This window comes from Devosia sp. 2618, assembly GCF_040546815.1.
GTDB lineage: Bacteria > Pseudomonadota > Alphaproteobacteria > Rhizobiales > Devosiaceae > Devosia.
Map to the genome: position 1 here is coordinate 1298943 of NZ_JBEPOO010000001.1, position 26719 is coordinate 1325661.

The following is a 26719-nucleotide window of genomic DNA, read 5'->3' on the forward strand; positions in this document are numbered from 1 at the left end:
GCTTGTCCCGGTGGTCCATGCCTACTGGCAGCACCTCTTGGATTGCCCGGACGAGCCGGGCAATGACGGCAGTGGAAAGGCTTGGGCTATCCAAATTTACGCTCATTGCCCGATCCTCGCCTCGCCGGCATAGCGTAGCGCTTCCTCGGCGGCGCTGAACAGGGCGCGGGCTTTGTTTTCGCATTCCATCTGCTCGAGGTCGGGCTGGCTGTCAGCGACGATGCCTGCGCCGGACTGCACGTAAAGCTTGCCGTCCTTGATGATGCCGGTGCGCAGCACGATGCAGGTGTCCATGGTGCCGTCGGCGCCGAAATAGCCGACGCAGCCGCCATAGATGCCGCGACGCGACTTTTCGAGTTCGTCGATGATTTCCATGGCCCGCACCTTCGGGGCGCCCGACACGGTGCCCGCCGGGAAGCCAGCCGACAGCGCATCGACGAAATCATACTTCGGATCGAGCACGCCGACGACGTTCGAGACGATGTGCATGACGTGTGAATAGTATTCGAGGAAGAACTTGTCGGTCACCTTGACCGTACCGGTCTTGGCGACGCGACCGACATCGTTGCGGCCCAGATCGAGCAGCATCAGATGCTCGGCCAGCTCCTTTGGATCGGCCAACAGTTCGGCAGCCAGTTCGGCATCACGGGTTGGCGTCGAACCGCGCTTGCGGGTACCGGCGATGGGGCGGATGGTCACTTCGCCATTCTGCACACGCACCAGGATTTCCGGGCTTGAGCCCGCGACCGCGAAGTCGCCGAAATCGAGAAAATACATATAGGGGCTGGGATTGGTCCGGCGCAGCGCGCGATACAGCGCGGTCGGGGGCAGATTGAACTCGGCCTCGAACCGCTGGCTCAGCACGACCTGGAAAATGTCACCGGCGGTGATGTAGTCCTTGGCCTTGGCGACCATCGCGAAATATTCGTCGCGGCTGGTGTTGCTCTTGACCGCGATGGATTCAAGATCGGGCAAAGCAGGCGTCGTCGGCAGGGCCTGGCTCAGCCGGGCGATGGCGTCGTCGATCCGGCCTTCGGCGGCTTCATAGGCCTGACGAGCGGACACTCCAGCCCGCACATGGACGGGCGCGGTGAGATAAAGCTCGTCCTTGACCGTGTCGAAAATAGCCAGCAGCGATGGCCGGATCAGCACCGATTCAGGTGTCTTGAGGTCGTCTGGATTGCTGTTGGGCAGCACTTCCATATAGCGGACCATCTCATAGCCCAAAAAGCCATAGACGCCGGCCGATTGCGGCGGCAGGCCTTCGGGGACCTCGATGGCGCTTTCGGCCACAAGATTGCGCAGCGCGTCGAGCGGCAGGTCGGGCAGGGGCTCGAAACTGGTGTCGTCGACCTGCGCGGACCGATTGATCGACGCCTGACCGGCATCGACCTTGAGGATCAGGTCCGGCTGGCTACCGATGATCGAATAGCGACCGCGCGTCGTCCCATCTTGCACTGACTCGAGCAGGAAGGTGTTCTTCCGGCCCTGCGCCAGCTTGAGATAGGTGCCGATCGGGGTTTCGAGATCCGCCACGATGCGACGCCACACGATCTGCGACTTTCCAGCATTGTATTGCTCGGAGAAGCGCTGAAAGAGGTCGTCGCCCATTGGTGTGGTGTCCAGTTTCCGGGGTGGTCCGGCCTGTGGTTACAGGCCGGTATTGAGCTGCAGCGCCTGTGTCAGCGCCTGCTGGTTGACGCGCAGACCAGCTTCGGTGCTGATCGCGGTGACGAAGTCGCCATACATGCCAACGCGGGCTTCGTTTTCAAGGCTGGCATTTGCCGGGGCTTCGAGCGGGCCGGTCGCAGCCGTCAGATCGACAACCTGAAACACGATGAACTCGCCATCCTGGCTGACGACCGAACCGTGATGCTTGTCGTCACCGGCAAACACGGCCGATGCGACAGCGGCGTCGATGGTGCCGTCTTCAGCGCCAAAGCGAGTGAAGGCTGGGCTAATCTGCGGGAACACGTTGTAGGAGGCTGCGACGTCAGCAACGGCTTCGCCATTGTCGAGACGGGTCACAGCCGCGGCCTGTGCAGCAAGGATCGCATTGTTGGTGCGTTCTGCCGTCAGTGCAGTCGTCACGCGATCACGCACTTCGTCCAGCGTTTCATCACGGGCAGGCTCGATGGCGGTCAGGTCAAACCACACATTGGCATTGCCAGCGAGTGGAATGGCGGCCGTCAGCGCGCCCTGCTGGGCAGCAAAGATGGCCTGGGTGATGCGTGGGCGGTCTTCCTGCGCCAGATCGGGCAGAACGCTGAGTTCAGCGCCGGTCGAGGTCACGTCGGCTTCATAGAGGTCGAGGTTGAACCGTTCGGCGATTTCGGTGAGCGGACGGAAAGCGGCGCGCAGTTCTTCGATCTGGTCCTGAATGTCGGCCAGTTCATTGCGGGCCTGCGCCAGCGCGAGGTTGTGCGCGATGTCTTCGCGGGCTTCGTCCAGCGTTGGTGCGCCACCGGCCTCGATGGCCGAGACGTGCACGGCACGCTTGCCGGCCACGCCGTCGATCACGGCAAAGCCGTCATTGGGCAGGCCGAAAGCGGCATTGGCGAGATTGGTGTCGGTGATTTCGCTCTGGGCCAGGGTGCCAATGTCGGTTGGCGTCAGGCCGGCAGTGCTCACCAGCGTTGCGAAGGGCGTTCCGGCGGTGAGGCCGGCTTCAAACGCGGTGACCTGATCGGCGTTAAGTACGACCTGCTGGATGGTGCGGCGCTCTGGACGGGTCAGGCTGGCCTTGGTGCGCTCGTATTCGGCGGCAACGTCGGCATCAGCAATGGTCTTGGTCGCGGCAAGGTCGGCAGCCGACAGGCGCAGCAGCTGCACATTGCGGGTTTCGACGGTGCGGAATTCGGACTGATGCTGGGTCAGGTAGGCAGCCAGTTCAGCCTCGGTCGGCGCGGCTGGCGTTTCGATATTGGTTTCGCCGAGCACGAAATAGTCGATTGAACGCTGATCGGCGACATAGCGATTGATCAAGGCCGATGCGGTTTCGGGCAGCTTGGTATCGCCAAACAGGCTCAGGATCAGCTGCTGGCGCTTGGCCGCATTGCCCTGCTGTTCGAAATACTCGGCTTCGGTCAGACCGCTATTGGCCAGAACCTGCTTGAACGAGGCTGGATTGAAGGTGCCCACTGCGTTCTGGAACGATGGATCTTCGCGCAGCATCTCGCTGAGCTTGTCTTCCGACACGCCCATGCCAAAGCCGTTGGCCATCTGCGTCAGCGCTGCGTCCTGGGCCATGCTCTGCAGCACCATGCCGGGGATGCCAAAGCTCATGGCCTGCTCGGCGGTCGGCAGCGAACCGATCTGCTGGGCGACCTGATTGAGCTGGTTCTGATAGGCCCGCAGGAACTGCCGCGAGTTGATCTCCTGATCGCCCACACGAGCAATCGTATTGGTGCCAAGATCCGTGATAACGTTGTTGATGCCGAAACCGGCCACGCCTACCAGCAGAAAGCCGCCAAGGATCTTGCCGGGCCAGGATTTTGCAAAAGCACGCAAACTATCGAGCATCTAAGACGTTCCAATTTGGGCAACACCAGGCTTTACCGCGACTGCGGGAGCGCACTAGTAATCCATTTTTACAAGCCGGGTTAGGGCAAAGCTGGCCCCGGTGCAAGAGGTAGCAGGAGCTAAAGAGTGACAACCACAATCACGCCGCTGATCGCAGGAAACTGGAAAATGAACGGCCTGAGGGGGTCTTTGGATGAGTTGACGGCTCTGGCAGGCATGCTCACCACAGGGGAAGCACCGCGCGCCGTGGTCGTTATTTGCCCGCCAGCCACCATTCTTGCCGCCATTGCCCGCCAGGGCGCCAGTGCCGGTATCCTTGCCGGCGGGCAGGATTGCCATGCCGCGCCGTCGGGCGCCCATACCGGCGATATCTCCGCCAGCATGCTGGTCGATGCCGGTGCCCAATATGTGATCGTCGGTCACTCCGAGCGCCGCGAAGCGCACGGTGAATCAGATGCGGACGTGCGCGCCAAGGCCGAAGCCGCCATCGGGGCAGGGCTCAAGCCAATCATCTGTGTCGGTGAAACCGAAGCCCAGCGCGATAGCGGGCAGGCGCTCGATGTGGTCGCGGCCCAACTGGCCGGATCGATTCCCGACGCGGCCGAACTGCACGAAATCATCGTCGCCTATGAGCCGATCTGGGCCATTGGCACGGGTCGCACGCCGAGCAATGACGATATTGCCGAAATGCACAATTCGATCCGCGACAAACTGGTGCAGCGTTTCGCCGACAAGGGCGCCTCGGTGCGTATTTTGTACGGTGGTTCGCTCAAGCCCCAGAATGCGCGGGAAATTCTGGCCGTGGATAACGTCAATGGTGGGCTGGTTGGCGGCGCCAGCCTCTTGGCAAAGGACTTCTACACCATTATCTCCGCAGTCTAGTGCTGCGCTTGTGCCAGACGGCAGGTCGGAATTTCCGCTCCGCCTCTGGCATTTGGCGCGCGGGGCGTGTAAGACGCCGCATCTTTTGCTCGACTAATAGACTGAGACACGATGGCTAACGTCCTGATTGTGGCCTATTTGCTGATCGTCCTGGCGCTGATTGCAGTTATCCTGCTGCAGCGCTCTGAGGGCGGCGCTCTGGGTATTGGCGGCGGCGGCGGTGGCGGCGGTATCATGACCGCACGCGGCTCTGCCAACCTGCTCACGCGCACCACTGCGATTCTCGCGACGCTGTTCTTCGCGACAGCAATCGGTTTGACGATCCTGTCCGAACTGGATCGTGGCACTTCGGGTATTCTCGAACGTGCTGCAGCGTCCCAGGACGGCGCGGCGCCGACCAGCGTGCTCGATGCGCTCAACTCCCTTCAGGGTGGCGGCGCACCGTCTGATCTTCCTGTTCCCACGAGCGATCCTGTTGCCCCAGCTGGTAGCGATCCCGTGACGCAGGATGTGGTTCCGTCCACGACGTCTGCTCCCGCAGCGCCAGCAACTCCCGACGCATCGGGCGACCTTCCGGTCCCCGACGCTCCGGAAACGCCGGCCGCTCCGGCCTCGAACTAACCGCCGTAAGGCGAACCAAAGAGGGGGATGGAAACATCCCCTTCTTCTTTTTGTGTAGAGCGTGTTGCGCGCTCTACGAATCGGCGCTGATGTGATTAAGGTGAACGCCCATGGCTCGGTACGTATTCATCACCGGAGGCGTGGTCTCCTCATTGGGTAAAGGTCTTGCATCGGCAGCGCTCGGCGCAGTCCTGCAAGCGCGCGGCTACAAGGTCCGCCTGAGGAAACTCGACCCCTATCTCAACATTGATCCGGGCACGATGTCGCCCACCCAGCACGGCGAGGTTTTCGTCACCGATGACGGCGCAGAGACCGATCTCGATCTCGGTCACTATGAGCGCTTCACCGGTCGTGCCGCCAACAAGCGGGACAACATCACCGCTGGCCGGATCTATTCTGACATTCTGGCGCGCGAGCGTAAGGGCGACTATCTCGGCGCGACCGTGCAGGTCATTCCGCACGTCACCGACGCGATCAAGAATTTCGTGCTCGAAGGCAATGACGAGTTCGACTTCGTGCTGGTCGAAATCGGCGGCACTGTTGGCGATATCGAAGGCCTGCCGTTCTTCGAAGCCATCCGCCAGCTTGGCAACGATCTGCCACGCGGCGATGCCTGCTACCTGCATCTGACCCTGATGCCCTACATTTCCTCGGCTGGCGAACTCAAGACCAAGCCGACCCAGCACTCCGTCAAGGAACTGCGCTCGATCGGTATCGCACCAGACGTGCTGCTGGTCCGCTGCGATCGTCCGATCCCCGAAGGCGAAAAGAAGAAGCTTTCCTTGTTCTGTAACGTGCGTGAAAGCGCCGTTATCCAGGGTCTCGACGTTTCCTCGATCTATGACGTGCCGCTGGCCTACCACAAGGAAGGTCTCGACACTGAAATCCTGGCCTCCTTCGGTATCAAGGACGCACCAGCGCCTGATCTGTCGGCGTGGGAAAATGTCTCGGCGCGCCTCCACAATCCAGAAGGCGAAGTGAACATTGCCATCGTCGGCAAGTACACGGGCCTCAAGGATGCCTACAAGTCGCTCAGCGAAGCACTGGCCCATGGCGGCATCGCCAACAAGGTCAAGGTCAACCTGCAGTGGATCGACTCGGAAGTGTTCGAGCGCGACGATCCTGCGCCATATCTTGAGCACGTGCATGGCATTCTGGTGCCCGGCGGCTTTGGTGAGCGCGGTTCGGCCGGCAAGATCGAAGCGGCCCGCTTTGCCCGCGTCAAGGATGTGCCCTATTTCGGCATTTGCTTTGGCATGCAGATGGCCTGCGTTGAAGCAGCCCGTAACACGGCAGGCATCAAGAACGCGTCCTCGACCGAGTTTGGCCCGACCAAGGAGCCAGTCGTCGGCATGATGACCGAGTGGGTCAAGGGCAACGAGACCGAGAGCCGTTCGACCGGCACCGATCTTGGCGGCACGCTGCGCCTCGGCGCCTATCCCGCCCAGCTGACCCGCGGTAGCCGCGTTGCGGACATCTATGGCAGCACGCGCATCACCGAGCGCCATCGTCACCGCTATGAGGTGAACATGGATTACCGCAAGCTGCTCGAAAAGAACGGCCTGCTGTTCTCCGGCGTCTCGCCCGATGGCAAGCTGCCCGAAATCGTGGAGCGCACCGACCATCCATGGTTCATCGGCGTGCAGTTCCACCCCGAACTGAAATCCAAGCCCTTCGAGCCCCACCCTTTGTTCGCCAGCTTCATCGCTGCCGCAATGGATCAGAGCCGACTGGTCTGATCGGATCAAATCACAAGCGCCCGCAGCCAAAAGCTGCGGGCGTTTTGTCTAAGTGACCCGGATAGCTGATCGCATTTGCGCCGCCGCTACACCCATCCACCGCGTCACCCCGGTCGTGAGCCGAGCGTGTTCATCTCGCGCACTCTCGGCCCGCCCACCGCGCTACCCTCGGGCTTGACCCGAGGGCCTGTGGGAGAGCCACCAAGTATGGGCTTGGGGAGAGCGACCCTCGGGTCAAGCCCGAGGGCAGCAAAGTGGGAAGTGGTAGGAAGCCAATCCAACCGAGCCCCCTCGCTCCACCCGATCTTCCGTCAGCCCCCGAGCATCTGCTACAATCCCCCCATGGCTGACATCATCAATCTCCGCACCGTCCGCAAACAGAAGGCCCGCGCCGAAAAGGAAACGCAGGCGGCGCAGAATCGTGTGCTGTTTGGGCGGACCAAGGCCGAGAAGCTGAAGCAAGAGGCCGAGAAAACCCTCGCCGAAAAGGTCATCGACGGTCACAAACGCGAGGATTGATCGGGTTTTTCCCGCTTTCCGGGTTGTCGCGGGGCGTACTCTGCGTTACGGCTGCGGTACTTGTTAATCGACGGCGCGAGTTTTCTAGGGGTGGAGGCGCGTCCCGGTGACACCCATCTGATCTTCACCCCGGACTTCTAATGACCACCGCTACTGCCACCAATCCGGTGCCTGCTTCAGGCAATTCGGCTCGCCGCGTTCTCGCCGCGAGCATGATCGGCACCACCATCGAATTTTTTGATTTCTACATCTACGCCACCGCTGCGGTGATCGTATTCCCGCACCTGTTCTTCCCGGCAGGCGATGAGGCTTCGGCGCTGCTGCAGTCGCTGGCGACCTTCGCCATTGCCTTCTTTGCCCGCCCGATCGGTGCGGCGTTCTTTGGCCATTTCGGCGACAAGATCGGCCGCAAGGCGACCCTCGTCGCGGCGCTCCTGACCATGGGCATATCCACGGTCCTGATCGGCGTGCTGCCAACCTATGCGCAGATCGGCGTCTGGGCGCCGCTGCTGCTGGCGCTGTGCCGTTTGGGGCAGGGGCTTGGTCTGGGCGGTGAATGGGGCGGCGCCGTGCTGCTCGCCACCGAAAACGCTCCTGAGGGCAAGCGCGCCTGGTACGGCATGTTCCCGCAGCTCGGCGCACCGGTTGGCTTTTTCTTCGCTACCACGATCTTCCTCGTGCTCGCCCATTTCATGGGCGATGAGGCCTTCATGTCGTGGGGCTGGCGCATTCCGTTCCTCGCCAGCGCGCTGCTGGTGATCTTTGGCCTGTTTATCCGCCTCAAGATCAGCGAAACGCCCGAATTCGCCAAGGCCGTCGAAAAGGCCGAACGCGTTGAAGTGCCATTCGTCACCGTGTTCAAGGACCACAAGCTGAGCCTGCTGCTCGGCACCATGGCCGCGCTCGCCACCTTCGTTTTGTTCTACATCATGACGGTGTTTTCGCTTAGCTGGGGCACCAATGCCCTGGGCTATTCGCGCGAAGAGTTCCTGATCCTGCAAATGGTTGGCGTCTGCTTCTTCGGCCTGTTCATCCCGATTTCGGCCGTACTGGCTGACCGCTTCGGCATGCGCCGCGTCATGGTCGGCGTTTCCATCAGCATCGCCATCTTCGGCCTGCTGCTTGGCCCGCTGTTCGGTTCGGGCAATGTCGTGGGCGTTTTGGGTTTCCTCTGCATCGGCTTTGCGTTGATGGGCATGACCTATGGTCCGCTGGGCACTGCACTCGCCGCGCCATTCCCCACCGCCGTGCGTTACACCGGCGCTTCGCTCACCTTCAACCTCGGCGGCATCTTCGGCGCGTCGCTGGCCCCCTATGTGGCGACCTATCTGGCCGGCACTTATGGCCTCCACACCGTCGGTTTCTACATGATCCTGGCAGCCTTGGTGACGCTCGTCGCCTTCGGCCTGATCCGCCAGACGTCGGAGTAAGATAGTACGGGCTCACCGCAAGGTGGGCCCTCTGAACCTCAGGCTCACCCGCAAGTCCCCAGTAGACCTCATGGTGAGCCTGTCGAACCACGAGGTCGTTGCCGCCATCGTGCCACGACCTCGCCCTTCGACAAGCTCAGGGTGAGGTCTGATGGGGCTTCCTAGCGTCCCCTTACCAATCCACCTCACACACAGCGCCGCGTGGCCCAAACTGCATGCTCTCGTCGGTGTACTGGAAAATCTCCAGCTTCACCCCGTCCGGGTCAGCCGTCCACGACTGCCAGGTATTGTCCGCCCCGCGTTTCTTGTCCGTCACGCTGATGCCCTGCGCCCGCAGATGCAAGATCAGCCCATCCAGATCGTCCGTCTCAAAACAGAAATGGTTGATCTGGTTGGTCTCGTCGTAGCGCGCGCTGTCCTTGCTGAACACTTCCACAAAGGTACGGCCACCAAGGTCGAGGTAAAACCCGATCTTGTCGGCCTTGCGCTCGAAATGAAGGCTGTCTCAAAGCCGAACCCGTCGCGATAGAACGCCTCCGACTTTTCGAGATCGCGCGAAAAGATGCAGACATGGGCAAGCTGCTTGATGAATGGTTTGGTCATGGGCCTCCTCCGGGGGAATCTGATGTTCCTGCGGCCAGTCTGCGGCTAAATCTGCCGCCGCGCTGCCTAAAATCGACCTGTCGGAGCGACAATCGCGGTTTTTTTCCGTGGCCCTCTTTTACTTGTCACGCCCCACGTCTAGGAGAAGGCTGGAAAACGATAGAACCCATCCGGGAAGGGATTATTCGATGTCTTCAATCATCCTCGTCAATGGCCGTCAGATCTATGACAGCCGCGGTAATCCCACCGTCGAAGTCGATGTCGTACTGGACGATGGCAGCTTCGGCCGCGCCGCCGTTCCATCGGGCGCATCCACCGGCGCGCACGAAGCCGTCGAGCTGCGCGATGGCGGCAAGAAGTATTCCGGCAAGGGCGTCACCCAGGCCGTCGAGAACGTCAACACCGCCATTTTTGACGAAATCCAGGGCATGGACGCGCTCGATCAGCTCGCCGTCGACAAGGCGATGATCGACCTCGATGGCACGCCAAACAAGTCGCGCCTTGGCGCCAATGCTATTCTCGGCGTGTCGCTGGCTGTCGCCAAGGCCGCTGCCGAGTCGAGCGAACTGCCATTCTACCGCTATATCGGCGGACCAAACGCCCACGTTCTGCCCGTGCCGATGATGAACATCATCAATGGCGGCGAGCATGCCGATAACCCGATTGATATGCAGGAATTCATGATCCTGCCCGTCGGCGCCGAAAATCTGGCCGACGCCGTGCGCATCGGTTCGGAAATCTTCCACACCCTCAAAAAGGGTCTGTCGGCTGAAGGCCACAACACCAATGTGGGCGACGAGGGCGGCTTTGCGCCAAACCTCGGCTCGGCCGATGAAGCGCTCGGCTTCATCATGCGCTCGATCGAAAAGGCCGGCTACCGTCCCGGCGAGGACGTCTATCTCGGCCTCGATTGCGCTTCGACCGAATACTACAAGAATGGTCGCTACGAGATGGTCGGCGAAGGCAAGTCGCTGTCGTCCGAAGAAAACGTGCGCTTCCTTGAAGACCTCGCAAACCGCTACCCGATCATCACCATCGAAGATGGTATGGCGGAAGACGATTGGGATGGCTGGAAGGCCCTGACCGACGCGATCGGCAAGAAGGTTCAGCTGGTGGGCGACGATCTGTTCGTCACCAACACCCAGCGCCTCGTTTCGGGCATCAAGATGGGCGTCGCAAACTCGATCCTCGTCAAGGTCAACCAGATTGGCTCGCTCAGCGAAACCCTCAACGCCGTCGATACCGCGCACCGCGCCGGTTACACCTCGGTGATGTCGCATCGTTCGGGCGAAACCGAAGACACTACCATTTCCGATCTCGCGGTCGCGCTCAATTGCGGCCAGATCAAAACCGGCTCGCTGTCGCGTTCGGACCGGATTGCCAAGTACAACCAGCTGATCCGCATCGAAGAACAGCTCGGTGAATCGGCCAAGTATGCCGGCTACTCGGTCGTTAAGGGCCGCTGATACAACAATAAATTTCTGAGGCGTGCCGGGGCGAATACATCGCTCAGGCCCGCTTCTTTTTGTTGATTACCGAAATCCAAATTGTGCGTAAGCTTCTCATGGGAATCATGAGGAGGGCTCACAATGTTCCAAAAACTATCTGCAGAAGCATTCGGCACGTTTTGGTTGGTTTTCGGCGGGTGCGGCGCCGCTGTACTTGCAGCCGGCGTCCCTGACGTCGGTATCGGCTACCTTGGCGTAGCATTCGCGTTCGGCCTGACAGTCTTGACCATGGCCTATGCCGTTGGCGGCATTTCCGGCGGTCACTTCAACCCGGCCGTGTCGCTCGGCCTCGCCGTTGCCGGCAAGTTTGAATACAAAAACCTGCTGCCATATTGGGGCGCGCAGCTCGTCGGCGGCATCCTGGGCGCTGCCGTGCTCTATCTTATCGCTTCGGGCAAGGTCGGGTTCGTTGCTGGCGGCTTTGCCTCCAACGGCTATGATGCACTGTCGCCCGGTGGCTATGGCCTGTTCGCCGCTCTGGTGGCCGAAGTCGTGCTGACGGCGTTCTTCATCATCGTCATCCTCGGCGCAACGTCCAGCCGCGTACCTGCGGGCTTTGCACCGATCGCCATCGGCCTGTCGCTGACCCTGATCCACTTGATCTCGATCCCGGTCACCAACACCTCGGTCAACCCGGCCCGCTCGATCGCCGCGGCCATTTTCGCCCAGAACGGCGCTCTTGGCCAAGTCTGGCTCTTCATTGCCGCCCCACTGGTCGGCGCCGCCATCGGTGCCGTCCTCTACAAGGGCCTGCTCACCCGCAACGAAGCCGCAACCGCTGCAGCAGCACAGCACGCGTGATCTGCTAGAAACCGCAAATCGAAATGAAGAAGCCCGGCAGCGATGCCGGGCTTTTTTCATTGCCACGCCCTCGTGGTTCGAGGGTCGCTACGCTCCCACCTCACCATGAGGGCTGCTGAAGTAACGCGCTAGAAGTAGCCCTCATGGTGAGGTGCGAGTTCTTCACGAGCCTCGAACCACGTGGGCGTGGCACCATATTTCGTCGTATGCACCAGCCAGACTCCTCCTCCTATCAGGGGGAGGCGGGGTGGGGGTATCCCGGCAAATAACCCTACTGGAACGCCGTCTCGGCAAAGCTACGCAGTTTCCGGGAATGCAGCCGTTCTGCTGGCTGGTCCCGCAATATCTCCATCGCCCGCAGGCCGATCTGCAGATGCCGATTAACCTGCGTCCGGTAGAAATCCGACGCCATGCCCGGCAGTTTCAGTTCGCCATGCAGCGGCTTGTCGGATACGCACAACAGCGTCCCGTAGGGCACGCGGAACCGGAAGCCGTTGGCCGCAATCGTCGCCGATTCCATGTCCAGTGCCACGGCGCGGGACTGGCTCAGGCGCTGGGTGATTTCGGCCTGGTCGCGCAGTTCCCAATTGCGGTTGTCGAAGGTCGCGACCGTGCCCGTGCGCATGATCTTTTTGGTTTCGATGCCTTCGGTTTCGGTGATTTCATGCACCGCCTGTTCGAGCGCCACCTGCACTTCGGCCAGCGCTGGAATTGGCACTGATAGGGGAAGATCGGCGTCGAGCACGTGGTCTTCGCGCACATAAGCGTGGGCCAGCACGTAGTCGCCCAGTTCCTGGCTGTTGCGCAGGCCGGCGCAGTGGCCGAGCATGATCCAGGCATGCGGGCGCAGCACGGCGATGTGGTCTGTGATGGTCTTGGCGTTGGATGGACCGACGCCGATATTGACCATTGTGATGCCGCGACCGCGATCCGCTGTCAGGTGGTAGGCCGGCATCTGCGGCGCACGTACGGGCGCAGTGCCCGCCACAGTACCGCCGCGCAGGGCGTTGTCGGTCACCACATTGCCGGGCTCGATGAAGCTCTGATAGTGCGAATGGCCATCGGCCATGTACTGCTTGGCGATGCGGCAGAACTCGTCGATGTAGAACGCGTAATTCGTGAAGATCACGAAGTTCTGGAAGTGGCTCGCATCTGTGCCGGTGTAGTGGCTGAGCCGGAACAGCGAATAATCGACGCGCGGCGCGGTGAATGCTGCCAGCGGGTAGGGCCCGCCGCGGGGCGGCACAAAGGTGCCATTGGCGATTTCGTCGTCGGTATTGCCCAGGTCCGGCGCGTCGAACACGTCGCGCAGCGGAATGTTGAGCGCGTTCAGCGCATCGCCGTCGATGCGTTCATTGGCCGGCACGGCAAAGTGCAGCGGGATCGGAGTGTCGGACTCGCCGATGTCGATCGTGCCGCCGTGGTTTTTCAGGATGACCGTGAACTGCTCCTGGAAATAGGTCCGGAACAGGTCCGGCGCCGTCACCGTGGTGCGGTAGAGGCCAGGCGTATGCAGGAACCCATAGGGCAGGGTGCTTTCCGACCGGCTATAGCTGGTGGAGCGCACTTCGACCTGCGGATAGCAGGCCCGCACGCGGCCATCGGGAATGCTGCCCTTGGCGAGCGCGGCGAGATGGCTGCGGATGAACTCGGTATTGCGGTGATAGAGCTCGGCCAGATATTCCCACGCCTTCTCGGGATCGGTGAAGGATTGTTTTTCGGTGGGTGGGGGGCTGATCGTCGTCATGGAGCTCTTTCATCTCGCAGGCCCCGGATCAGGCCTGCCTAACGGGCTGAATCGCACCGCATATCCGGCAGCGTTTGTAGCCATTTCAAATGACAGTTTCTGGGCTTGCCAGCAACTGTGCGGTCAATCCGGCAAAGATTTCACATCCGAGTGATGAGCACTTTTCTTGCCGCATTTACGCACCATCTTGATGGGAGTTCACTGGCACGGCAAGCGACCCATGCAAAACCGGTGAGCGAGGAATTTCTGGCTGGCTGCTTGTCCCCCAAGCCCTCAACAGCGCGGTCGGCCGATTTTCCCCAGGGCTGCAAGGACAGAGATGTCGTTGCAGCCCTTTTATTTTGCCGCAGGATAGGCCGAACGCATCGTGGAAACCGAAATCTCGGCCAGCTCCCGCAACACAGCCATGTCGATGTCGCTCAACCGCTTCACATAAAGGCACGCCTTACCCATGCGGTGCTTGCCCAGCTTTCCCAGCAGCCCATCCCGCCGCGCGATTTCTTCGGGCGAGTAAGTGCCCATCAGATAGATGCTGAACTCCGCCTTGCGCGGCGCAAAGCCGATCAGCGCCGCGTCGCCCTCATGCCCGCTGGCATACTTGTAATGATACTGCCCAAAGCCAATTCCCGCGCCCCACAAGACGGGTGGCTCGCCCGATACCTCCTGCAGAAGCGCGATCAGCCGGTAGCTGTCCTCGCGCTTAGCTGCGTCCGGCAGCTGTGCCAGAAACGCATCCACATCGCCGGTATTGGGCTTGTTCTTTTGCTCGTAAGCCATCGCTCGCGCCGCTTTCCTTTTCGACAACGGTAGACGAACCGCCCGCCGTTTTCTATTGCTGCGCCATTCTCACCATATGGAGGTTCCCATGACTGCAAAGATCATTGACGGCAAAGCGTTTGCCGAGGGCCTCCGCGGTCGCATCGCGGGCCATGTGGCGCGCCTCAAGGCCGAGCATGGCATCACGCCGGGTCTGGCGGTCGTCATCGTCGGGCACGATCCTGCGAGCCAGGTCTATGTCACCAACAAGGCGAAACAGACCGCCGAAGTGGGCATGGCCTCGTTCAAGCACGAGCTGGCCGAAAACACCAGCGAGACGGAATTGCTGGCGCTGGTAAAGCGCCTCAATGAGGATAAGAACGTCCACGGCATTCTCGTTCAGCTGCCCGTTCCCAAACACATCGACCCCATCAAGGTGATCGAGGCGATCGATCCGGCCAAGGACGTCGATTGCTTCACGCCCGCCAATGTCGGCAAGGTCCAGATCGGCCTTCCGGGTCCGGTGTCCTGCACGCCACTTGGCTGCCTCATGCTGCTGCGCGACGAACTCGGTTCGCTGGCCGGGCTCAATGCCGTCATCATCGGGCGCTCCAATCTGGTTGGCAAGCCGATGATGCAATTGCTGCTGCGCGAGAACTGCACGGTGACCGTCGCCCATTCCAAGACCAGAAACCTCGCCGAAGTCGTGCGTGGCGCCGACATCGTGGTGGCCGCCGTCGGTCGTCCGGAGATGATCAGGGGCGACTGGATCAAGCCGGGCGCCACTGTCATCGATGTCGGCATCAACCGTATCGATGCGCCCGAGCGGGGCGACGGCAAGACGCGCCTTGTCGGCGACGTAGCCTATAAGGAAGCCGCCGAAGTTGCTGCCGCCATCACTCCGGTGCCCGGCGGCGTTGGCCCGATGACCATTGCGTGCCTCCTGGCCAACACGGTTACCACCGCCTCGCTAATCAATGGCCTCGTGCCGCCGAGCGATCTGACCGCATGAGTTCTGCCGCGCACGACCCCGGCGGCAAGGTTCGGCTGGCTCTGATGCCGGGCGTCAATGGCGACGCGCGGTTTAGCGCCGATGGCAAATACCGCCAGCTGATGCGCCGCTGGACCGGCGACGCGTTCCCTGCGCGTTACGTGTTGTTCATCGGCATGAACCCCAGCACCGCCGACGCGACGGTCAACGATCCCACCTGCGCCCGCGAATGGACCTTCGCCAACCGCGAGGGATTTTCAGCCATGGCAAAGGCCAATGTCGGGGATTATCGGGCGACAGACCCCAAGATGCTGCTGGCGCCCGGCGTGGTTGCGGTATCTGACGAAAACCTCCCCACCATCCGCGCTGCGGCGGCAGACGCTGATGTCGTCATCCTCTGCCACGGCAAGCTCAACAAAGCCCTAGCCCCCGCCGGCAAGGCGCTGGTCGAGGCCCTCCGGGCCGATGGGATTGATCTGTGGTGCTTTGGGAAAAATGCCGATGGTTCCCCCAAGCATCCGCTGTATTTGAGGGCCGATACGCCGCTGGTGCGGTTTTAGAGGTAGGTACCACGCCCTCGTGGTGCGAGTACTTACGAGCCTCGAACCACGAGGGCGTGCCCCATCCTACTAATTTTTAGATGGAGCTCACCCCACCAGATAGAACGACCGCGCCACCGTATGATCCCGTAGAGCCTGCGCTGGGAGTTTGCCCGTCAATGCCGCAATTACCACCGAAACATCCGGCACGGCACTGGCATCCACCACCACCTTTTTGAACGCGGGCCGTAGGCCCTGTTTGGCGCCTTCGAGCATGTCGAACAACAATGCCCGCACGTCGGTGCGCATGGCGCAGGCGATGCATTGCGCGCCGTCCTCGTGGGCATGCCCGGAATTGGCGGGCAGGCGGAGCAGGGCTGTATCGGCGTCGAGCGCGGTGAAGCGGTTGGGCTCGGTTACCAATGTGACGGGGATTGGGTCGAGTTTGCGATGGTTATTCAAGAGGATACCCCCACCTAACCTCTCCCTGATAGGGGGAGGGACTGATCGAGTTTGAGGCACGTTTTGTGATACCCACCAGCCACATTCCTCCCCCTATCAGGGGGAGGTTAGGTGGGGGTATCCCAAAAAAGGTTCAGCTTCGCCGCCTCTACTCCGCCGCCACGATCGCCGGACCCGGAATATAGTTCAAAATCGGCCCCAGCCACCGCTCGACCTCGGCCAGCGGCATGTTCTTGCGTTCCGCATAGTCCATCACCTGATCACGCTCCACCTTGGCTACGCCAAAATAATACGCATCGGGATGGCTGAAGAAGAGCCCCGAAACCGACGAGCCCGGCCACATGGCAAAACTTTCCGTCAAGGTCACGCCAGCCTGCTTTTCAGCGTCGAGCAGGCGGAACAGGGTGGTCTTTTCCGTATGGTCCGGCTGGGCCGGATAGCCTGGCGCCGGACGGATGCCGCGATAGGTTTCGCCCAGCAATTCCTCATTGCTCAGCGTTTCGTCGGCCGCATAGCCCCAGAATTCCTTGCGGACACGCTGGTGCATATATTCGGCGAACGCCTCGGCGAAGCGGTCGGCCAGTGCCTTGACAAGAATGGACGAGTAATCGTCATTGGCTGCCTCAAAGCGCTCGGCAATAGCGACCTCTTCGATGCCGGCTGTCACGACGAAGCCGCCGATATAGTCCGGCGTGCCGGCCGGTGCCACGAAGTCCGACAAAGCCATATTGGGCTTGCCGTCGCGCTTGGACAGCTGCTGGCGCAGGGTGAACAGCGTTGCCAGTTCTTCGGCGCGGCCTTCGTCGGTATAGAGACGAATGTCGTCGCCATCGGCATTGGCCGGCCAGAAGCCCACCACGGCGCGTGGCTTGAACCAGTCTTCGTCGATGATTTGCTTGAGCATCCGTTGGGCGTCGTCAAACAGCTGGCGTGCGGCCTCGCCCTGGCGCTCATCCTGCAGGATCGCCGGATAGCGGCCCTTGAGCTCCCAGGTCTGGAAGAACGGCGTCCAGTCGATATAGCTGGCCAGCGTCTTGAGATCGACGTCCTCGATCACCTTGGTACCAAGGAAGCTCGGCTTGGGCGGCGTGTAACCAGCCCAGTCCGGCTTGAACGCATTGGCGCGGGCTTTGGCCAACGGCACGCGCTGCTTTTCGCTTTCGGCCCGTTCATGAGCTGCAGCGGCCTTGGCGTATTCGGCGCGAATGTCGGCGATGAAGCTGACCTTGGTGTCCTTGCCGAGCAGGTTACCCACCACGCCCACGGCGCGGCTGGCGTCGTTGACGTGCACGGCTTGCCCCGCATGGTAACGCGGGTGGATTTTGACCGCCGTATGGACGCGGCTGGTCGTCGCGCCGCCGATAAGCAGCGGAATGTCAAAGCCTTCGCGCTCCATTTCGGAGGCGACATGCACCATTTCATCCAGCGATGGCGTGATTAGGCCTGACAGCCCGATGATGTCGACATTCTGCTCCTTGGCGGTCTGCAGAATTTTGGCCGTCGGCACCATGACGCCGAGATCGATGATCTCGTAATTGTTGCAGCTCAGCACGACGCCGACGATGTTCTTGCCGATATCGTGCACGTCGCCCTTTACCGTCGCCATCAGCACCTTGCCGGCGCTCTGGCGGCCCGTAGCGTTACCGTCGGCATTCTTTTCGGCCTCCATGTAAGGCAACAGCAGCGCCACGGCCTGCTTCATCACGCGGGCCGATTTCACCACCTGCGGCAGGAACATCTTGCCCGAGCCGAACAGGTCGCCGACGATGCTCATCCCGGCCATTAGCGGGCCTTCGATCACATGCAGCGGACGCGCCGACTTCAGCCGCGCCTCGTCGGTGTCGGCGTCGATATATTCGGTAATGCCGTTGACCAGTGCATGCGCGATGCGGTCCTCGACAGACTTTTCGCGCCAGCTCAAATCCTTGGCCGCCACTTCCTTGCCCGCCGTGCCGCGATAGCGTTCGGCCAGCGCCAGCAGGCGGTCGGTGCCGTCGTCGCGGCGGTTGAGGATCACGTCCTCGCAGGCGTCGCGCAGTTCGCGATCAATGCTCTCGTAAACCGCCAGTTGCCCGGCATTGACGATGCCCATGTCCATGCCATTCTGGATGGCATAGTAGAGGAACACGGCGTGCATCGCCTCGCGCACCGGCTCATTGCCGCGGAACGAGAAGCTGAGGTTCGAGATACCGCCCGAAATATGCACATGGGGCAGGGTGTCGGTGATGTCCTTGGTCGCTTCGATGAAGTCGACGCCATAATTGTTGTGTTCTTCGATACCGGTGGCGACTGCAAAGACGTTGGGATCGAAAATGATGTCTTCCGGCGGGAACCCCACTTCCTCGGTCAGCAGTTTATAGGCGCGGGTGCAGATTTCGACCTTGCGGGCGCGCGTATCGGCCTGACCTTGCTCGTCGAATGCCATCACCACAACCGCAGCGCCATAGGCGCGCACCAGCCTTGCGTGATGCAGGAAGGCCTCTTCGCCTTCCTTCATCGAGATCGAATTGACCAGCGCCTTGCCCTGCACACATTGCAGACCCGCCTCGATCACGTCCCACTTGGACGAGTCGATCATCAGCGGCACTTTGGCGATGTCGGGTTCGGCCGCGAGCAGGTTGAGGAACTCGATCATCACCTGTTTGGAGTCGATCAGGCCCTCATCCATGTTGATGTCGATGATCTGGGCGCCATTGGCCACCTGATCGCGCGCCACGTCGAGCGCAGCGGTATAGTCGCCAGCGGTGATCAGCTTGCGGAAGCGGGCCGAGCCGGTGACGTTGGTGCGCTCGCCGATATTGACGAACGGAATGTCCTTGGTCAGCGTAAAGGGCTCAAGGCCGGCCAGGCGCAGCAGGTTTGGCACTTCGGGCACGGCGCGTGGCTTATGCTTGGCCACTGCCTGCGCGATGGCGCGGATATGGTCGGGCGTCGAGCCACAGCAGCCGCCAACGATGTTGACGTAACCGGAAGCGGCAAAGCCCTCGATCTGCTCCGCCATGAATTCTGGCGTCTCGTCATATTGACCGAACGCATTGGGCAGGCCGGCATTGGGATAGGCGCAGATGAACGTGTCTGCGCCGTCCGAAAGTTCGGCCAGGTGGGCGCGCATGGCATTGGCGCCGAGCGCGCAGTTCAGCCCGATGGTGATCGGATTGGCGTGGCGCACCGAATACCAGAACGCCGTTGGCGTCTGGCCCGACAGCGTGCGGCCGCTGAGATCGGTAATCGTGCCCGAAATCATGATCGGCACGTCGATGCCGCGCTCGTCAAAAATCTGACGGGCAGCAAACAGGCCGGCCTTGGTGTTGAGCGTATCGGTGATGGTTTCAAACAGCAGCAGGTCGGCGCCTGCGTCGAGCAGGCCGCGAATGGCCTCGCTATAGGCGTCGCGCAACTGTTCGAACGTGATCGATCGGAAACCGGGGCTGGCCACGTCGGTCGACATGGACGCGGTCTTGGTGGTCGGTCCGATAGCGCCCGCTACAAAGCGACGGCGACCGTCTTCGGCCTCAGCGCGCAAAGCAGCCCGGCGCGCCACGACGACGCCCTGATAGTTGATGTCATAGACCGCGCTTTCGCACTCATAGTCGGCCTGCGCCACCCATGTGCCCGAAAACGTGTTGGTTTCGGCGATATCGGCCCCAGCCATGAAATACTGGTAGTGGATATCCTCGATCATCTGCGGTTCGGTTATAACCAGCAGATCGTTATTGCCCTTGAGCGGCAGCTGCCAGTCCTTGAACCGTTCGCCGCGGAAATTTTCTTCGGTCAGTTTGAGGCGCTGGATCATGGTGCCCATCGCGCCGTCCAGAATCAGGATGCGTTCGCGCGCAGCCTTGGTCAGCGCTGCGCGGACCTCGTTCCAGTCGGGAATATGGGCGTCATCGTGCTGGCTCATCGCCAAATACCTCAGGTTCGGTGATTTTCCGATCACATAAAGATATCTTTATATCTGGCGTGATGCAAGTTCCGATGGGTGCGCGTTCTGTCTCACTTTGGGAACGTTTTCGCGTCAAATGTTACTCTCAACGCTAACAGTCTGTTGTCTTTAACCTCACTGAAACCAGAAACCTGTTCTGTGCGGGTGAGGGCGGCCAAAACGCGTTATGGTCCGTACTCATAGTGTGAATAGCGTAAAAGAGTTTGAGTACAGTGATGACGCCCGCCTGGCGCAATGCCATCCGTTTCGTCGCCCTGGCGACCCTGATCACCCCTATGATTGCGGCCTGTGCCAGCGGTGGTGGCCTCGGCGCCACAGTCAAACGCGGCGCCTTCACGTCGTCCGAATTCGGTGTCAGCGCCTCGCCGCGCGTCACCAATAATCCCAATCCGCCCAAGGGTGGCGGCCGCTATCAGGTCGGCAAACCCTATACGGTCCGCGGCAAAGTCTACACGCCAGCCGAGCAGCCCGGCTATGTCGCGACCGGCGACGCGTCCTGGTATGGCTCCGATTTCCACGGCCGCCGCACCGCCAATGGCGAGATTTTCTCGGCCAACGCTTTGACTGGCGCCCATCCCACTTTGCCGCTGCCGTCCTATGTCCGCGTCACCAACGAAGCCAATGGCCGTTCGGTCGTCGTTCGCGTCAACGATCGCGGGCCCTATATGCCCGGCCGCATCATGGACCTGTCGCACCGCGCCGCCGAAATGCTAGGCTACGTCAACAACGGCCATACGACAATCAAGGCCGAATATGTCGGCCCAGCGCCACTTGAGGGTGATGACACCCGCATGCTGGTCGCCAGCTATTCCGGCCCGGCCAACTATGGCGGCAGCTCCAGCAATACCCGTGTCGCATCGGCCGGTGGTAATCGCAGCGTTGCCGATATTGCCGGCGATTTCTTCGGCGGTTTCTTCTCGTATGCCGACACCACGCCAGAGCAGCAGGATGCAGCGATCGGCACGGCTTTCTCGGCCGTCAATGCCATGGCGACCCGCACGACCGACCTCAATGACTGGGTGCAGTCAGTCGATGCCGATTCCCGCTCGATCCGTCTGGGTCTTGGCGTCTTCAGCGACCAGAACAACGCCATCAATATCGCCGAGCGCTTCGCCGTTCTCGGCGCGGTGGATGAGGAGCAGGTGACCGTCAATGGCCGTCCGGCGACGCGCCTGACTCTAACCCATCTCAAGGCCGGCGCCTCAAGAGTTGATGTGCAGGATCTGGGCCGCGAGCTTGGCCTTAACGACATAGTTCTCTATTAATATAACAGCCGGGAAAGCCCGGCGCCGAAGGGGCAGGTGGTCGTGAAAAAGATCTGGCTAACAGTGGCGACAATGCTGGCGCTGACGGCGCCAGTTCTGGCCCAGGTCCTGTTCGAAACCAAGGCACCCTACGCCATTCTGATGGACAATGAATCCGGCACGGTCATCTTCCAGAAAGATGCCGACGCCCGGATCGAGCCGGCCAGCATGGCCAAGCTCATGACCATCGCTGTGGTGTTCCACGAAATCCGCGATGGCCGCGTGAACATGGCCGACGAGTTCTTCGTTTCGGAAAACGCCTGGCGCACCGGTGGCGCGCGCTCGGGCGGCTCGACCATGTTTGCCGAACTCAATTCCAAGATCAGCGTCGAAAACCTCGTCCGCTCCGTCATCATCCAGTCGGGCAATGATGCGGCCATCGTTCTGGCCGAAGGCATTGCCGGCTCCGAAGGGAGCTTCTCGGCCATGATGAATGAGCTGGCGATAGAGATCGGGCTTGAGCACTCCCACTTCACCAATTCCACCGGCCTGCCGGACCCGGACATGTATGTCACGGCCCGCGATCTGGCCGATCTCGGCCGCTACCTGATCCGCGAGTTCCCCGAATACTACCACTACTTCTCCGAGCCCGAGATGGAGTGGAACAAGATCAAGCAGCCCAACCGCAACTCGCTGGTCGAAATGGGCATTGGCGTTGACGGTCTCAAAACCGGCCATACGCAAGCTGCCGGTTACGGGTCGGTTATCTCGACGGCCGAAGGCGGGCGCCGTCTTGTCGCGGTGCTGCATGGCCTGCCGTCGATGGCACAGCGCGCCGAAGAGGGCCGCAAGCTGATCACCTGGGGCGCTCGGGCCTTTGAGCGCGTCTCGGCCTATCCCGACGGCGCCATCGTCACCTATGCCAACGTCTATGGCGGCACCAGTTCCAGCGTCGGGCTGGTCGGCAAGGGCGAGGTCGCGCTCTACCTGCCACGCGGCTCTCGCCGCTGCCTCTCCGCCACCGTGGTCTATACCGGCCCGCTAATGCCGCCGGTGATGGAAGGCGACAAGGTCGCTGAACTCCGCGTCTTCTGTGATGACCAACTCGTGCAAACTGCGCCGCTCTATGCTGCCTACACGGTGGAAGAAGGCGACGTCATGCGCAAAGCCACCGACGCATTAAAGCAACTGGCCCTCGGCTGGCTCTGAGACGCCCCAGTATATCTCCCCAGTAGCCCTCATCCAGTAGACCTCATGGTGAGCCTGTCGAACCACGAGGTCGTGCCGCAATGCCGCCGTACCTCGCGCTTTGGCACGTAAGCTCCCACACCCGACTGGTTCTGCAAATCTGACTCGTATAGAACGTGCTCATGCCCGAAGCGTCAAACAGCAGCCGCGCCCGTTTCATCACCTTTGAGGGTGGCGAAGGCGTTGGCAAATCCACCCAGATCAAGCGTCTGCAGCAAAACCTTGAGCGCCGCGCCATCAATGTCGTGCGCACGCGGGAACCCGGCGGAACGCCCAAGGCCGAAGCTATCCGCTCCTTCATCCTGCAAGGGCGGTCCGAAAGCTGGGGGCCGGGGGCCGAAGCCGTGCTGTTCGCCGCGGCGCGGCTTGATCACGTCAATCAGCTGATCGCGCCCAACCTGCGCAATGGCACCTGGGTACTGTCGGATCGCTTCCACGATTCCACCCGCGCCTATCAGGGCCTGACCGGTGGCGTAGATGACAAGCTGATCGCTGGCCTTGAGTCACTGGCCCTCGACGGCAACACCCCCGATCTCACCATCGTGCTCGATATGGACCCTGATGCCGCCTTCAAGCGTGTCGCTGATCGCGCCATCGAAGATGGTCTTGCCCTGACCGGCGATCGCTTTGAAAAAGAAGAGATCGAGTGGCACAAGCGCCTGCGCGAAGGGTTCCTGGCTATCGCCAAGGAAAACCCTGACCGCTGCGTCGTCATCGAAGCCGCACAGTCCGAAAACGCGCTGGAGGCCGCCATCTGGGCGGTCGTCAGCCAGCGCTTCCCTGAACTTCTGGAAGGCTCACCGGCGTGAGTGATCCCGACGGACTTGCCGAAATGGTGCCACCCGAGCGCCGCCAGCGTGCCCGCGGGCACGAGAACGCCCGCTCGGCTATCCTCAAGCAATTGGCGGAACACCGTCTGCCCGGCGCCATTCTGCTGCATGGTCCGCAGGGTATCGGCAAGGCGACCTTTGCCTTTGAACTCGCCGCCGCCATCCTGACCTCCACGGGCGATGAGGAAGCCCATCGCGTCGAAGAACAGGTTTCGGCGATGTCCCATCCCAATCTGTTCCTGCTGCGCCGCCGTCCCAAGGACAGCAAAAGCTATTACACCGTGATCCGCGTCGAAGACATTCGCGAGCTGCGCGATAGCCTGCATCACACACGGGGCAGGGCCGGTCACCGCGTCGCGATCATCGACAGCATCGACGATTGCAATCCGTCCGCTGCCAACGCGTTGCTCAAGACGCTGGAAGAGCCGCCAGCCGACACGATTTTCCTGCTGATCTCGCATCGCCCTGGACAGCTACTGCCAACCATCAAATCGCGCTGCCACAACCTGGCGTTGCGGCCGGTCGCGCCCGACGACGTGCGCTCCGTGCTGGTCGAGCACGATCCAAGCCTTGGACGTGCCGAGGTGGATCAGGCGATTTCGCTTGCCGGCGGCCGCCCACGCCGCGCCTTCGAAACCTTGGCGCTTGAAGCCGATTCCGCGCTCGGCGCGCTGCAGACGTGGCTCGCTAATCCGGCGCAGCATCCGTCCGGTGTGTCGCTCAAACTGGCCGATGCCCTCGGCGCCGATACCCAGAGCACCGAGCTAAGCTTCGCCCGCGAAATGCTCGATGACTGGATGGCCGATGAGGCGCGCAACGCCGCCATGCAGCCCGGAGCCCGCAGACGTCTTGCCTCGGCCAACGAGCTATGGGACAAGGCACACGCCCTTTTCGCCGAGGCCGACAGCATCAATCTGGATATGAAACAGACGCTTGTCGCCATTTTTGACGCGATCAGGAAGCACTCTGCCATGACCGCACCCGTTTCTGCCGAGTCCCTATGACCCTTAAGCCGTTTTACGTCACCACAGCGATCTCCTACCCAAATGGCGCCCCACATATCGGGCACGCCTATGAGATGATCGCGACCGACGCCATCGCCCGTTACAAGCGCCTCGAAGGTCGGGAAGTCTACTTCCTGACCGGCACGGACGAGCACGGTATCAAGATGGTGCAGACGGCGGCCGCGCAGGGCATCACGCCGCGCGAACTGGCTGACCGCAACTCGGCCGAGTTCCGGCGGTTGGCGGAAGTGTTGGACATTTCCAACGACGATTTCCTCCGCACCACCGAAAAGCGCCACTACGATTCCAGCCAAGCGATCTGGAAGAAAATGTCCGCCAACAACAATGGCGACATTTTCCAGTCCACCTATAAAGGCTGGTACTCGGTTCGCGACGAGGCCTATTTCGACGAAGAAGAGCTGACGGAAAAGGACGGCAAGAAATTTGCCCCCACCGGCGCCGAAGTAAACTGGGTTGAAGAGCCAACCTATTTCTTCCGCCTGTCGGCCTACCAGCAGAAGCTGCTCGACCTCTACGAGTCCAATCCAGACTTCATCGCGCCCAAGGAACGCCGCAACGAGATCATCTCGTTCGTAAAGGGAGGCCTGCAGGACCTCTCGATCTCGCGCACCACCTTCGATTGGGGTGTGCCGGTTCCCGATGCGCCGGGCCACGTCATGTATGTGTGGGTTGATGCGCTCACCAACTACATCACCGGCGTCGGTTTCCCCGATGAAGCCAGCGAGCTGTTCAAAAAGTTCTGGCCAGCCGATCTGCATGTCGTGGGCAAGGACATCATCCGCTTCCACACCGTCTATTGGCCTGCATTCCTGATGAGTGCCGGCATTGAGGTTCAGCACCGCGTTTTCGCGCATGGCTTCCTCACGGTCGACGGCCAGAAGATGAGCAAGTCGCTCGGCAATGTCATTGACCCATTCGAGCTGATCGAAGAGTTCGGCACTGACGCATCGCGCTACTTCTTCCTGCGCGAAGTCTCGTTCGGCAATGACGGCGACTACAGCCACGAAAAGCTGGTCAACCGCGTCAATGCCGACCTTGCCAACAACCTCGGCAATCTTGCGCAGCGCTCACTGTCGATGATCAACAAGAACTGCGACGCCAAGGTGCCCCAGCTCGGCGCGCTCTCGGAAGCCGATCAGGCGATCATCCGCGAAGTCGACGAAGCCCTCGACGCCGCCCAGAAGGCAATGGACCAGCAACTGGTTCACGAAGCGACCGGCGCGATCATCGCAGCGCTAAGTTCCGCCAATAACTACTTCGCCGCTCAGGAGCCCTGGGCACTCAAAAAGACCGATCCGGAACGCATGGCGACCGTTCTCTATGTGACGGCCGACACGGTTCGTCGACTGACGATTCCGATGCAGGCTTTCGTTCCGGCATCGGCAGCGCGCTTGCTCGACCAGTTGGCTGTGCCAGAGGACCAGCGCACACTCGCTGCGGCTCGAAATGCTAACAGTCTGCTAACCGATACTCCCCTTCCAGTACCGCAAGGCGTGTTCGCGCGCCTCGAACGCAAGGCGGAATAGGGATGTTGATCGACAGCCACTGCCACCTCGATTTCGAGGCGCTGTCCAACGATATCGACGGTGTTCTGGCGCGCGCAGCCGCTGCGGGCGTCACCGGCATGGTGACGATTTCCACACTTGTGGAAAAGTTCTCCACATACGCCGCGATAGCCGAGCGCTACGACAATGTCTGGTGCTCGGTCGGGACCCATCCGCACAATGCGGACAAGGAACTGCATATCGAGGTAGATGAGCTTGTCCGGCTAAGTGCCCATCCGCGTTGCGTTGCTATTGGGGAAGCCGGGCTCGATTATTTCTACGATAACGCCCCGCGTGAGGCGCAGGCCATTGGCTTGCGTCGTCACATTGCTGCCGCCCGGATCACCGGTCTTCCACTGGTTATCCACAGCCGCCAGGCTGACGAAGACATGGCCGCGATCCTCGAGGAAGAAACCGCACAGGGCGCATTCCCCTTCGTGCTGCATTGCTTCACGGCTGGTGTGGGCCTTGCCCGTCGCGCATTGGCGCTGGGTGGTTATATTTCGTTCTCGGGCATCATCACCTTCAAGAACGCCGAAGAGATCCGCGAGGTCGCCAAGTTCGTTCCGGCCGACCGCTACATCGTTGAAACCGATGCGCCTTATCTGGCGCCGATCCCGCATCGCGGTCAGTCCAACGAGCCAAGCTTTGTGCGTCACACCGCCGAAAAGCTGGCTGAAGTGCGGGGCATAAGTCTCGAACAACTTGGCCAGGAAACCACCGCAAATTTTGCGCGGCTGTTCTCGAAAACGGGACTTGCCTGAC

Annotated in this window: 23 protein-coding genes; 15 read left to right on the forward strand and 8 right to left on the reverse strand. The window is 61.2% G+C overall.

What is annotated here, in order from left to right; genetic code table 11:
* Positions 1-102: 102 nt before the first annotated feature.
* Positions 103-1611 (reverse strand): anthranilate synthase component I, encoded by a 1509-nt coding sequence (trpE, locus tag ABIE28_RS06555; RefSeq protein ID WP_354061242.1) that lies wholly within the window; start codon positions 1609-1611, stop codon positions 103-105.
* Between the two features lie 39 nt (positions 1612-1650).
* Entirely contained in the window at positions 1651-3522 is a 1872-nt protein-coding gene (locus ABIE28_RS06560) for a peptidylprolyl isomerase (RefSeq protein ID WP_354061244.1), read from the reverse strand.
* A 126-nt stretch (positions 3523-3648) separates the two neighbouring features.
* Between ABIE28_RS06560 and tpiA the strand changes: the two genes are divergently transcribed.
* The 5 genes from tpiA (at position 3649) to ABIE28_RS06585 (ending at position 8713) form a co-directional block, all read left to right on the forward strand.
* Positions 3649-4404 carry a triose-phosphate isomerase gene (tpiA, locus tag ABIE28_RS06565; RefSeq protein ID WP_354061246.1) on the forward strand — a complete coding sequence of 252 codons (756 nt, stop codon included), beginning with the start codon at positions 3649-3651 and terminating at the stop codon, positions 4402-4404.
* A gap of 111 nt (positions 4405-4515) precedes the next feature.
* Complete coding sequence (secG, locus tag ABIE28_RS06570; protein ID WP_354061248.1) at positions 4516-5025, forward strand: preprotein translocase subunit SecG; 510 nt, start codon at positions 4516-4518, stop codon at positions 5023-5025.
* Positions 5026-5135: 110 nt separating this feature from the next.
* Positions 5136-6764, forward strand: a complete 1629-nt coding sequence (gene pyrG, locus ABIE28_RS06575; protein ID WP_354061250.1) for a CTP synthase — start codon at positions 5136-5138, stop codon at positions 6762-6764.
* A 342-nt stretch (positions 6765-7106) separates the two neighbouring features.
* On the forward strand, positions 7107-7283 hold the full coding sequence (locus tag ABIE28_RS06580; RefSeq protein WP_354061252.1) for a DUF4169 family protein: 177 nt from the start codon (positions 7107-7109) through the stop codon (positions 7281-7283).
* A gap of 140 nt (positions 7284-7423) precedes the next feature.
* On the forward strand, positions 7424-8713 hold the full coding sequence (locus tag ABIE28_RS06585; protein ID WP_354061253.1) for an MFS transporter: 1290 nt from the start codon (positions 7424-7426) through the stop codon (positions 8711-8713).
* Between the two features lie 172 nt (positions 8714-8885).
* On the opposite strand, the gene ABIE28_RS06590 is transcribed toward ABIE28_RS06585, so the two are convergent.
* Together ABIE28_RS06590 and ABIE28_RS06595 are read right to left on the reverse strand one after the other, a co-directional pair.
* Entirely contained in the window at positions 8886-9149 is a 264-nt protein-coding gene (locus tag ABIE28_RS06590; RefSeq protein ID WP_354061254.1) for a VOC family protein, read from the reverse strand.
* Positions 9059-9316, reverse strand: coding sequence for a VOC family protein (locus ABIE28_RS06595; protein ID WP_354061256.1), 258 nt, complete (start codon positions 9314-9316; stop codon positions 9059-9061). Before ABIE28_RS06595 ends, ABIE28_RS06590 begins: the two co-directional genes overlap by 91 nt.
* Positions 9317-9504: 188 nt before the next feature.
* On the opposite strand from ABIE28_RS06595, the gene eno reads away from it, so the two are divergent.
* Together eno and aqpZ are read left to right on the forward strand one after the other, a co-directional pair.
* Positions 9505-10782 (forward strand): phosphopyruvate hydratase, encoded by a 1278-nt coding sequence (eno, locus tag ABIE28_RS06600; protein WP_354061258.1) that lies wholly within the window; start codon positions 9505-9507, stop codon positions 10780-10782.
* A gap of 123 nt (positions 10783-10905) precedes the next feature.
* Positions 10906-11625: an aquaporin Z gene (gene aqpZ, locus ABIE28_RS06605; protein WP_354061259.1), complete on the forward strand. Its 720-nt coding sequence runs from the start codon at positions 10906-10908 to the stop codon at positions 11623-11625.
* A gap of 271 nt (positions 11626-11896) precedes the next feature.
* Here the strand turns inward: aqpZ and ABIE28_RS06610 are convergent, their stop codons facing one another.
* Together ABIE28_RS06610 and ABIE28_RS06615 are read right to left on the reverse strand one after the other, a co-directional pair.
* Positions 11897-13372, reverse strand: a complete 1476-nt coding sequence (locus ABIE28_RS06610) for an AMP nucleosidase (protein ID WP_354061261.1) — start codon at positions 13370-13372, stop codon at positions 11897-11899.
* Between the two features lie 336 nt (positions 13373-13708).
* Entirely contained in the window at positions 13709-14149 is a 441-nt protein-coding gene (locus tag ABIE28_RS06615) for a DUF1801 domain-containing protein (protein WP_354061263.1), read from the reverse strand.
* Between the two features lie 88 nt (positions 14150-14237).
* Between ABIE28_RS06615 and folD the strand changes: the two genes are divergently transcribed.
* Positions 14238-15140 (forward strand): bifunctional methylenetetrahydrofolate dehydrogenase/methenyltetrahydrofolate cyclohydrolase FolD, encoded by a 903-nt coding sequence (gene folD / locus ABIE28_RS06620; RefSeq protein WP_354061265.1) that lies wholly within the window; start codon positions 14238-14240, stop codon positions 15138-15140.
* The gene (locus ABIE28_RS06625) at positions 15137-15679 is read left to right on the forward strand and encodes a DUF1643 domain-containing protein (protein ID WP_354061267.1); all 543 of its coding nucleotides are present in this window, start codon (positions 15137-15139) and stop codon (positions 15677-15679) included. Before folD ends, ABIE28_RS06625 begins: the two co-directional genes overlap by 4 nt.
* A gap of 87 nt (positions 15680-15766) precedes the next feature.
* Here ABIE28_RS06625 and ABIE28_RS06630 read toward each other — a convergent pair whose 3' ends face one another.
* The gene (locus ABIE28_RS06630; protein WP_354061269.1) at positions 15767-16120 is read right to left on the reverse strand and encodes a hypothetical protein; all 354 of its coding nucleotides are present in this window, start codon (positions 16118-16120) and stop codon (positions 15767-15769) included.
* A 148-nt stretch (positions 16121-16268) separates the two neighbouring features.
* Positions 16269-20021: a methionine synthase gene (metH, locus tag ABIE28_RS06635; RefSeq protein ID WP_354061270.1), complete on the reverse strand. Its 3753-nt coding sequence runs from the start codon at positions 20019-20021 to the stop codon at positions 16269-16271.
* A 257-nt stretch (positions 20022-20278) separates the two neighbouring features.
* On the opposite strand from metH, the gene ABIE28_RS06640 reads away from it, so the two are divergent.
* From ABIE28_RS06640 to ABIE28_RS06665, 6 genes are all read left to right on the forward strand, one after another.
* Entirely contained in the window at positions 20279-21328 is a 1050-nt protein-coding gene (locus tag ABIE28_RS06640) for a septal ring lytic transglycosylase RlpA family protein (protein WP_354061272.1), read from the forward strand.
* A 42-nt stretch (positions 21329-21370) separates the two neighbouring features.
* Positions 21371-22516 (forward strand): D-alanyl-D-alanine carboxypeptidase family protein, encoded by a 1146-nt coding sequence (locus ABIE28_RS06645; RefSeq protein WP_354061274.1) that lies wholly within the window; start codon positions 21371-21373, stop codon positions 22514-22516.
* Between the two features lie 161 nt (positions 22517-22677).
* The gene (gene tmk / locus ABIE28_RS06650; protein WP_354061276.1) at positions 22678-23364 is read left to right on the forward strand and encodes a dTMP kinase; all 687 of its coding nucleotides are present in this window, start codon (positions 22678-22680) and stop codon (positions 23362-23364) included.
* Positions 23361-24389 (forward strand): DNA polymerase III delta subunit-related protein, encoded by a 1029-nt coding sequence (locus tag ABIE28_RS06655; RefSeq protein WP_354061278.1) that lies wholly within the window; start codon positions 23361-23363, stop codon positions 24387-24389. Before tmk ends, ABIE28_RS06655 begins: the two co-directional genes overlap by 4 nt.
* Complete coding sequence (metG, locus tag ABIE28_RS06660) at positions 24386-25936, forward strand: methionine--tRNA ligase (protein WP_354061280.1); 1551 nt, start codon at positions 24386-24388, stop codon at positions 25934-25936. The genes ABIE28_RS06655 and metG overlap by 4 nt, the downstream gene beginning before the upstream one ends.
* A gap of 2 nt (positions 25937-25938) precedes the next feature.
* Positions 25939-26718, forward strand: a complete 780-nt coding sequence (locus tag ABIE28_RS06665; protein ID WP_354061282.1) for a TatD family hydrolase — start codon at positions 25939-25941, stop codon at positions 26716-26718.
* Position 26719 lies beyond the last annotated feature (1 nt).

Excerpts from the sequence above, each read along its gene's own strand:
- trpE (WP_354061242.1), bottom strand. The coding sequence starts at position 1,611 with ATGGGCGACGACCTCTTTCAGCGCTTCTCCGAGCAATACAATGCTGGA.
- ABIE28_RS06560 (WP_354061244.1), bottom strand. The coding sequence starts at position 3,522 with ATGCTCGATAGTTTGCGTGCTTTTGCAAAATCCTGGCCCGGCAAGATC.
- secG (WP_354061248.1), top strand. The coding sequence starts at position 4,516 with ATGGCTAACGTCCTGATTGTGGCCTATTTGCTGATCGTCCTGGCGCTG.
- pyrG (WP_354061250.1), top strand. The coding sequence starts at position 5,136 with ATGGCTCGGTACGTATTCATCACCGGAGGCGTGGTCTCCTCATTGGGT.
- ABIE28_RS06580 (WP_354061252.1), top strand. The coding sequence starts at position 7,107 with ATGGCTGACATCATCAATCTCCGCACCGTCCGCAAACAGAAGGCCCGC.
- ABIE28_RS06585 (WP_354061253.1), top strand. The coding sequence starts at position 7,424 with ATGACCACCGCTACTGCCACCAATCCGGTGCCTGCTTCAGGCAATTCG.
- ABIE28_RS06595 (WP_354061256.1), bottom strand. The coding sequence starts at position 9,316 with ATGACCAAACCATTCATCAAGCAGCTTGCCCATGTCTGCATCTTTTCG.
- eno (WP_354061258.1), top strand. The coding sequence starts at position 9,505 with ATGTCTTCAATCATCCTCGTCAATGGCCGTCAGATCTATGACAGCCGC.
- aqpZ (WP_354061259.1), top strand. The coding sequence starts at position 10,906 with ATGTTCCAAAAACTATCTGCAGAAGCATTCGGCACGTTTTGGTTGGTT.
- ABIE28_RS06610 (WP_354061261.1), bottom strand. The coding sequence starts at position 13,372 with ATGACGACGATCAGCCCCCCACCCACCGAAAAACAATCCTTCACCGAT.
- ABIE28_RS06615 (WP_354061263.1), bottom strand. The coding sequence starts at position 14,149 with ATGGCTTACGAGCAAAAGAACAAGCCCAATACCGGCGATGTGGATGCG.
- folD (WP_354061265.1), top strand. The coding sequence starts at position 14,238 with ATGACTGCAAAGATCATTGACGGCAAAGCGTTTGCCGAGGGCCTCCGC.
- ABIE28_RS06625 (WP_354061267.1), top strand. The coding sequence starts at position 15,137 with ATGAGTTCTGCCGCGCACGACCCCGGCGGCAAGGTTCGGCTGGCTCTG.
- metH (WP_354061270.1), bottom strand. The coding sequence starts at position 20,021 with ATGAGCCAGCACGATGACGCCCATATTCCCGACTGGAACGAGGTCCGC.
- ABIE28_RS06640 (WP_354061272.1), top strand. The coding sequence starts at position 20,279 with ATGACGCCCGCCTGGCGCAATGCCATCCGTTTCGTCGCCCTGGCGACC.
- tmk (WP_354061276.1), top strand. The coding sequence starts at position 22,678 with ATGCCCGAAGCGTCAAACAGCAGCCGCGCCCGTTTCATCACCTTTGAG.
- metG (WP_354061280.1), top strand. The coding sequence starts at position 24,386 with ATGACCCTTAAGCCGTTTTACGTCACCACAGCGATCTCCTACCCAAAT.
- ABIE28_RS06665 (WP_354061282.1), top strand. The coding sequence starts at position 25,939 with ATGTTGATCGACAGCCACTGCCACCTCGATTTCGAGGCGCTGTCCAAC.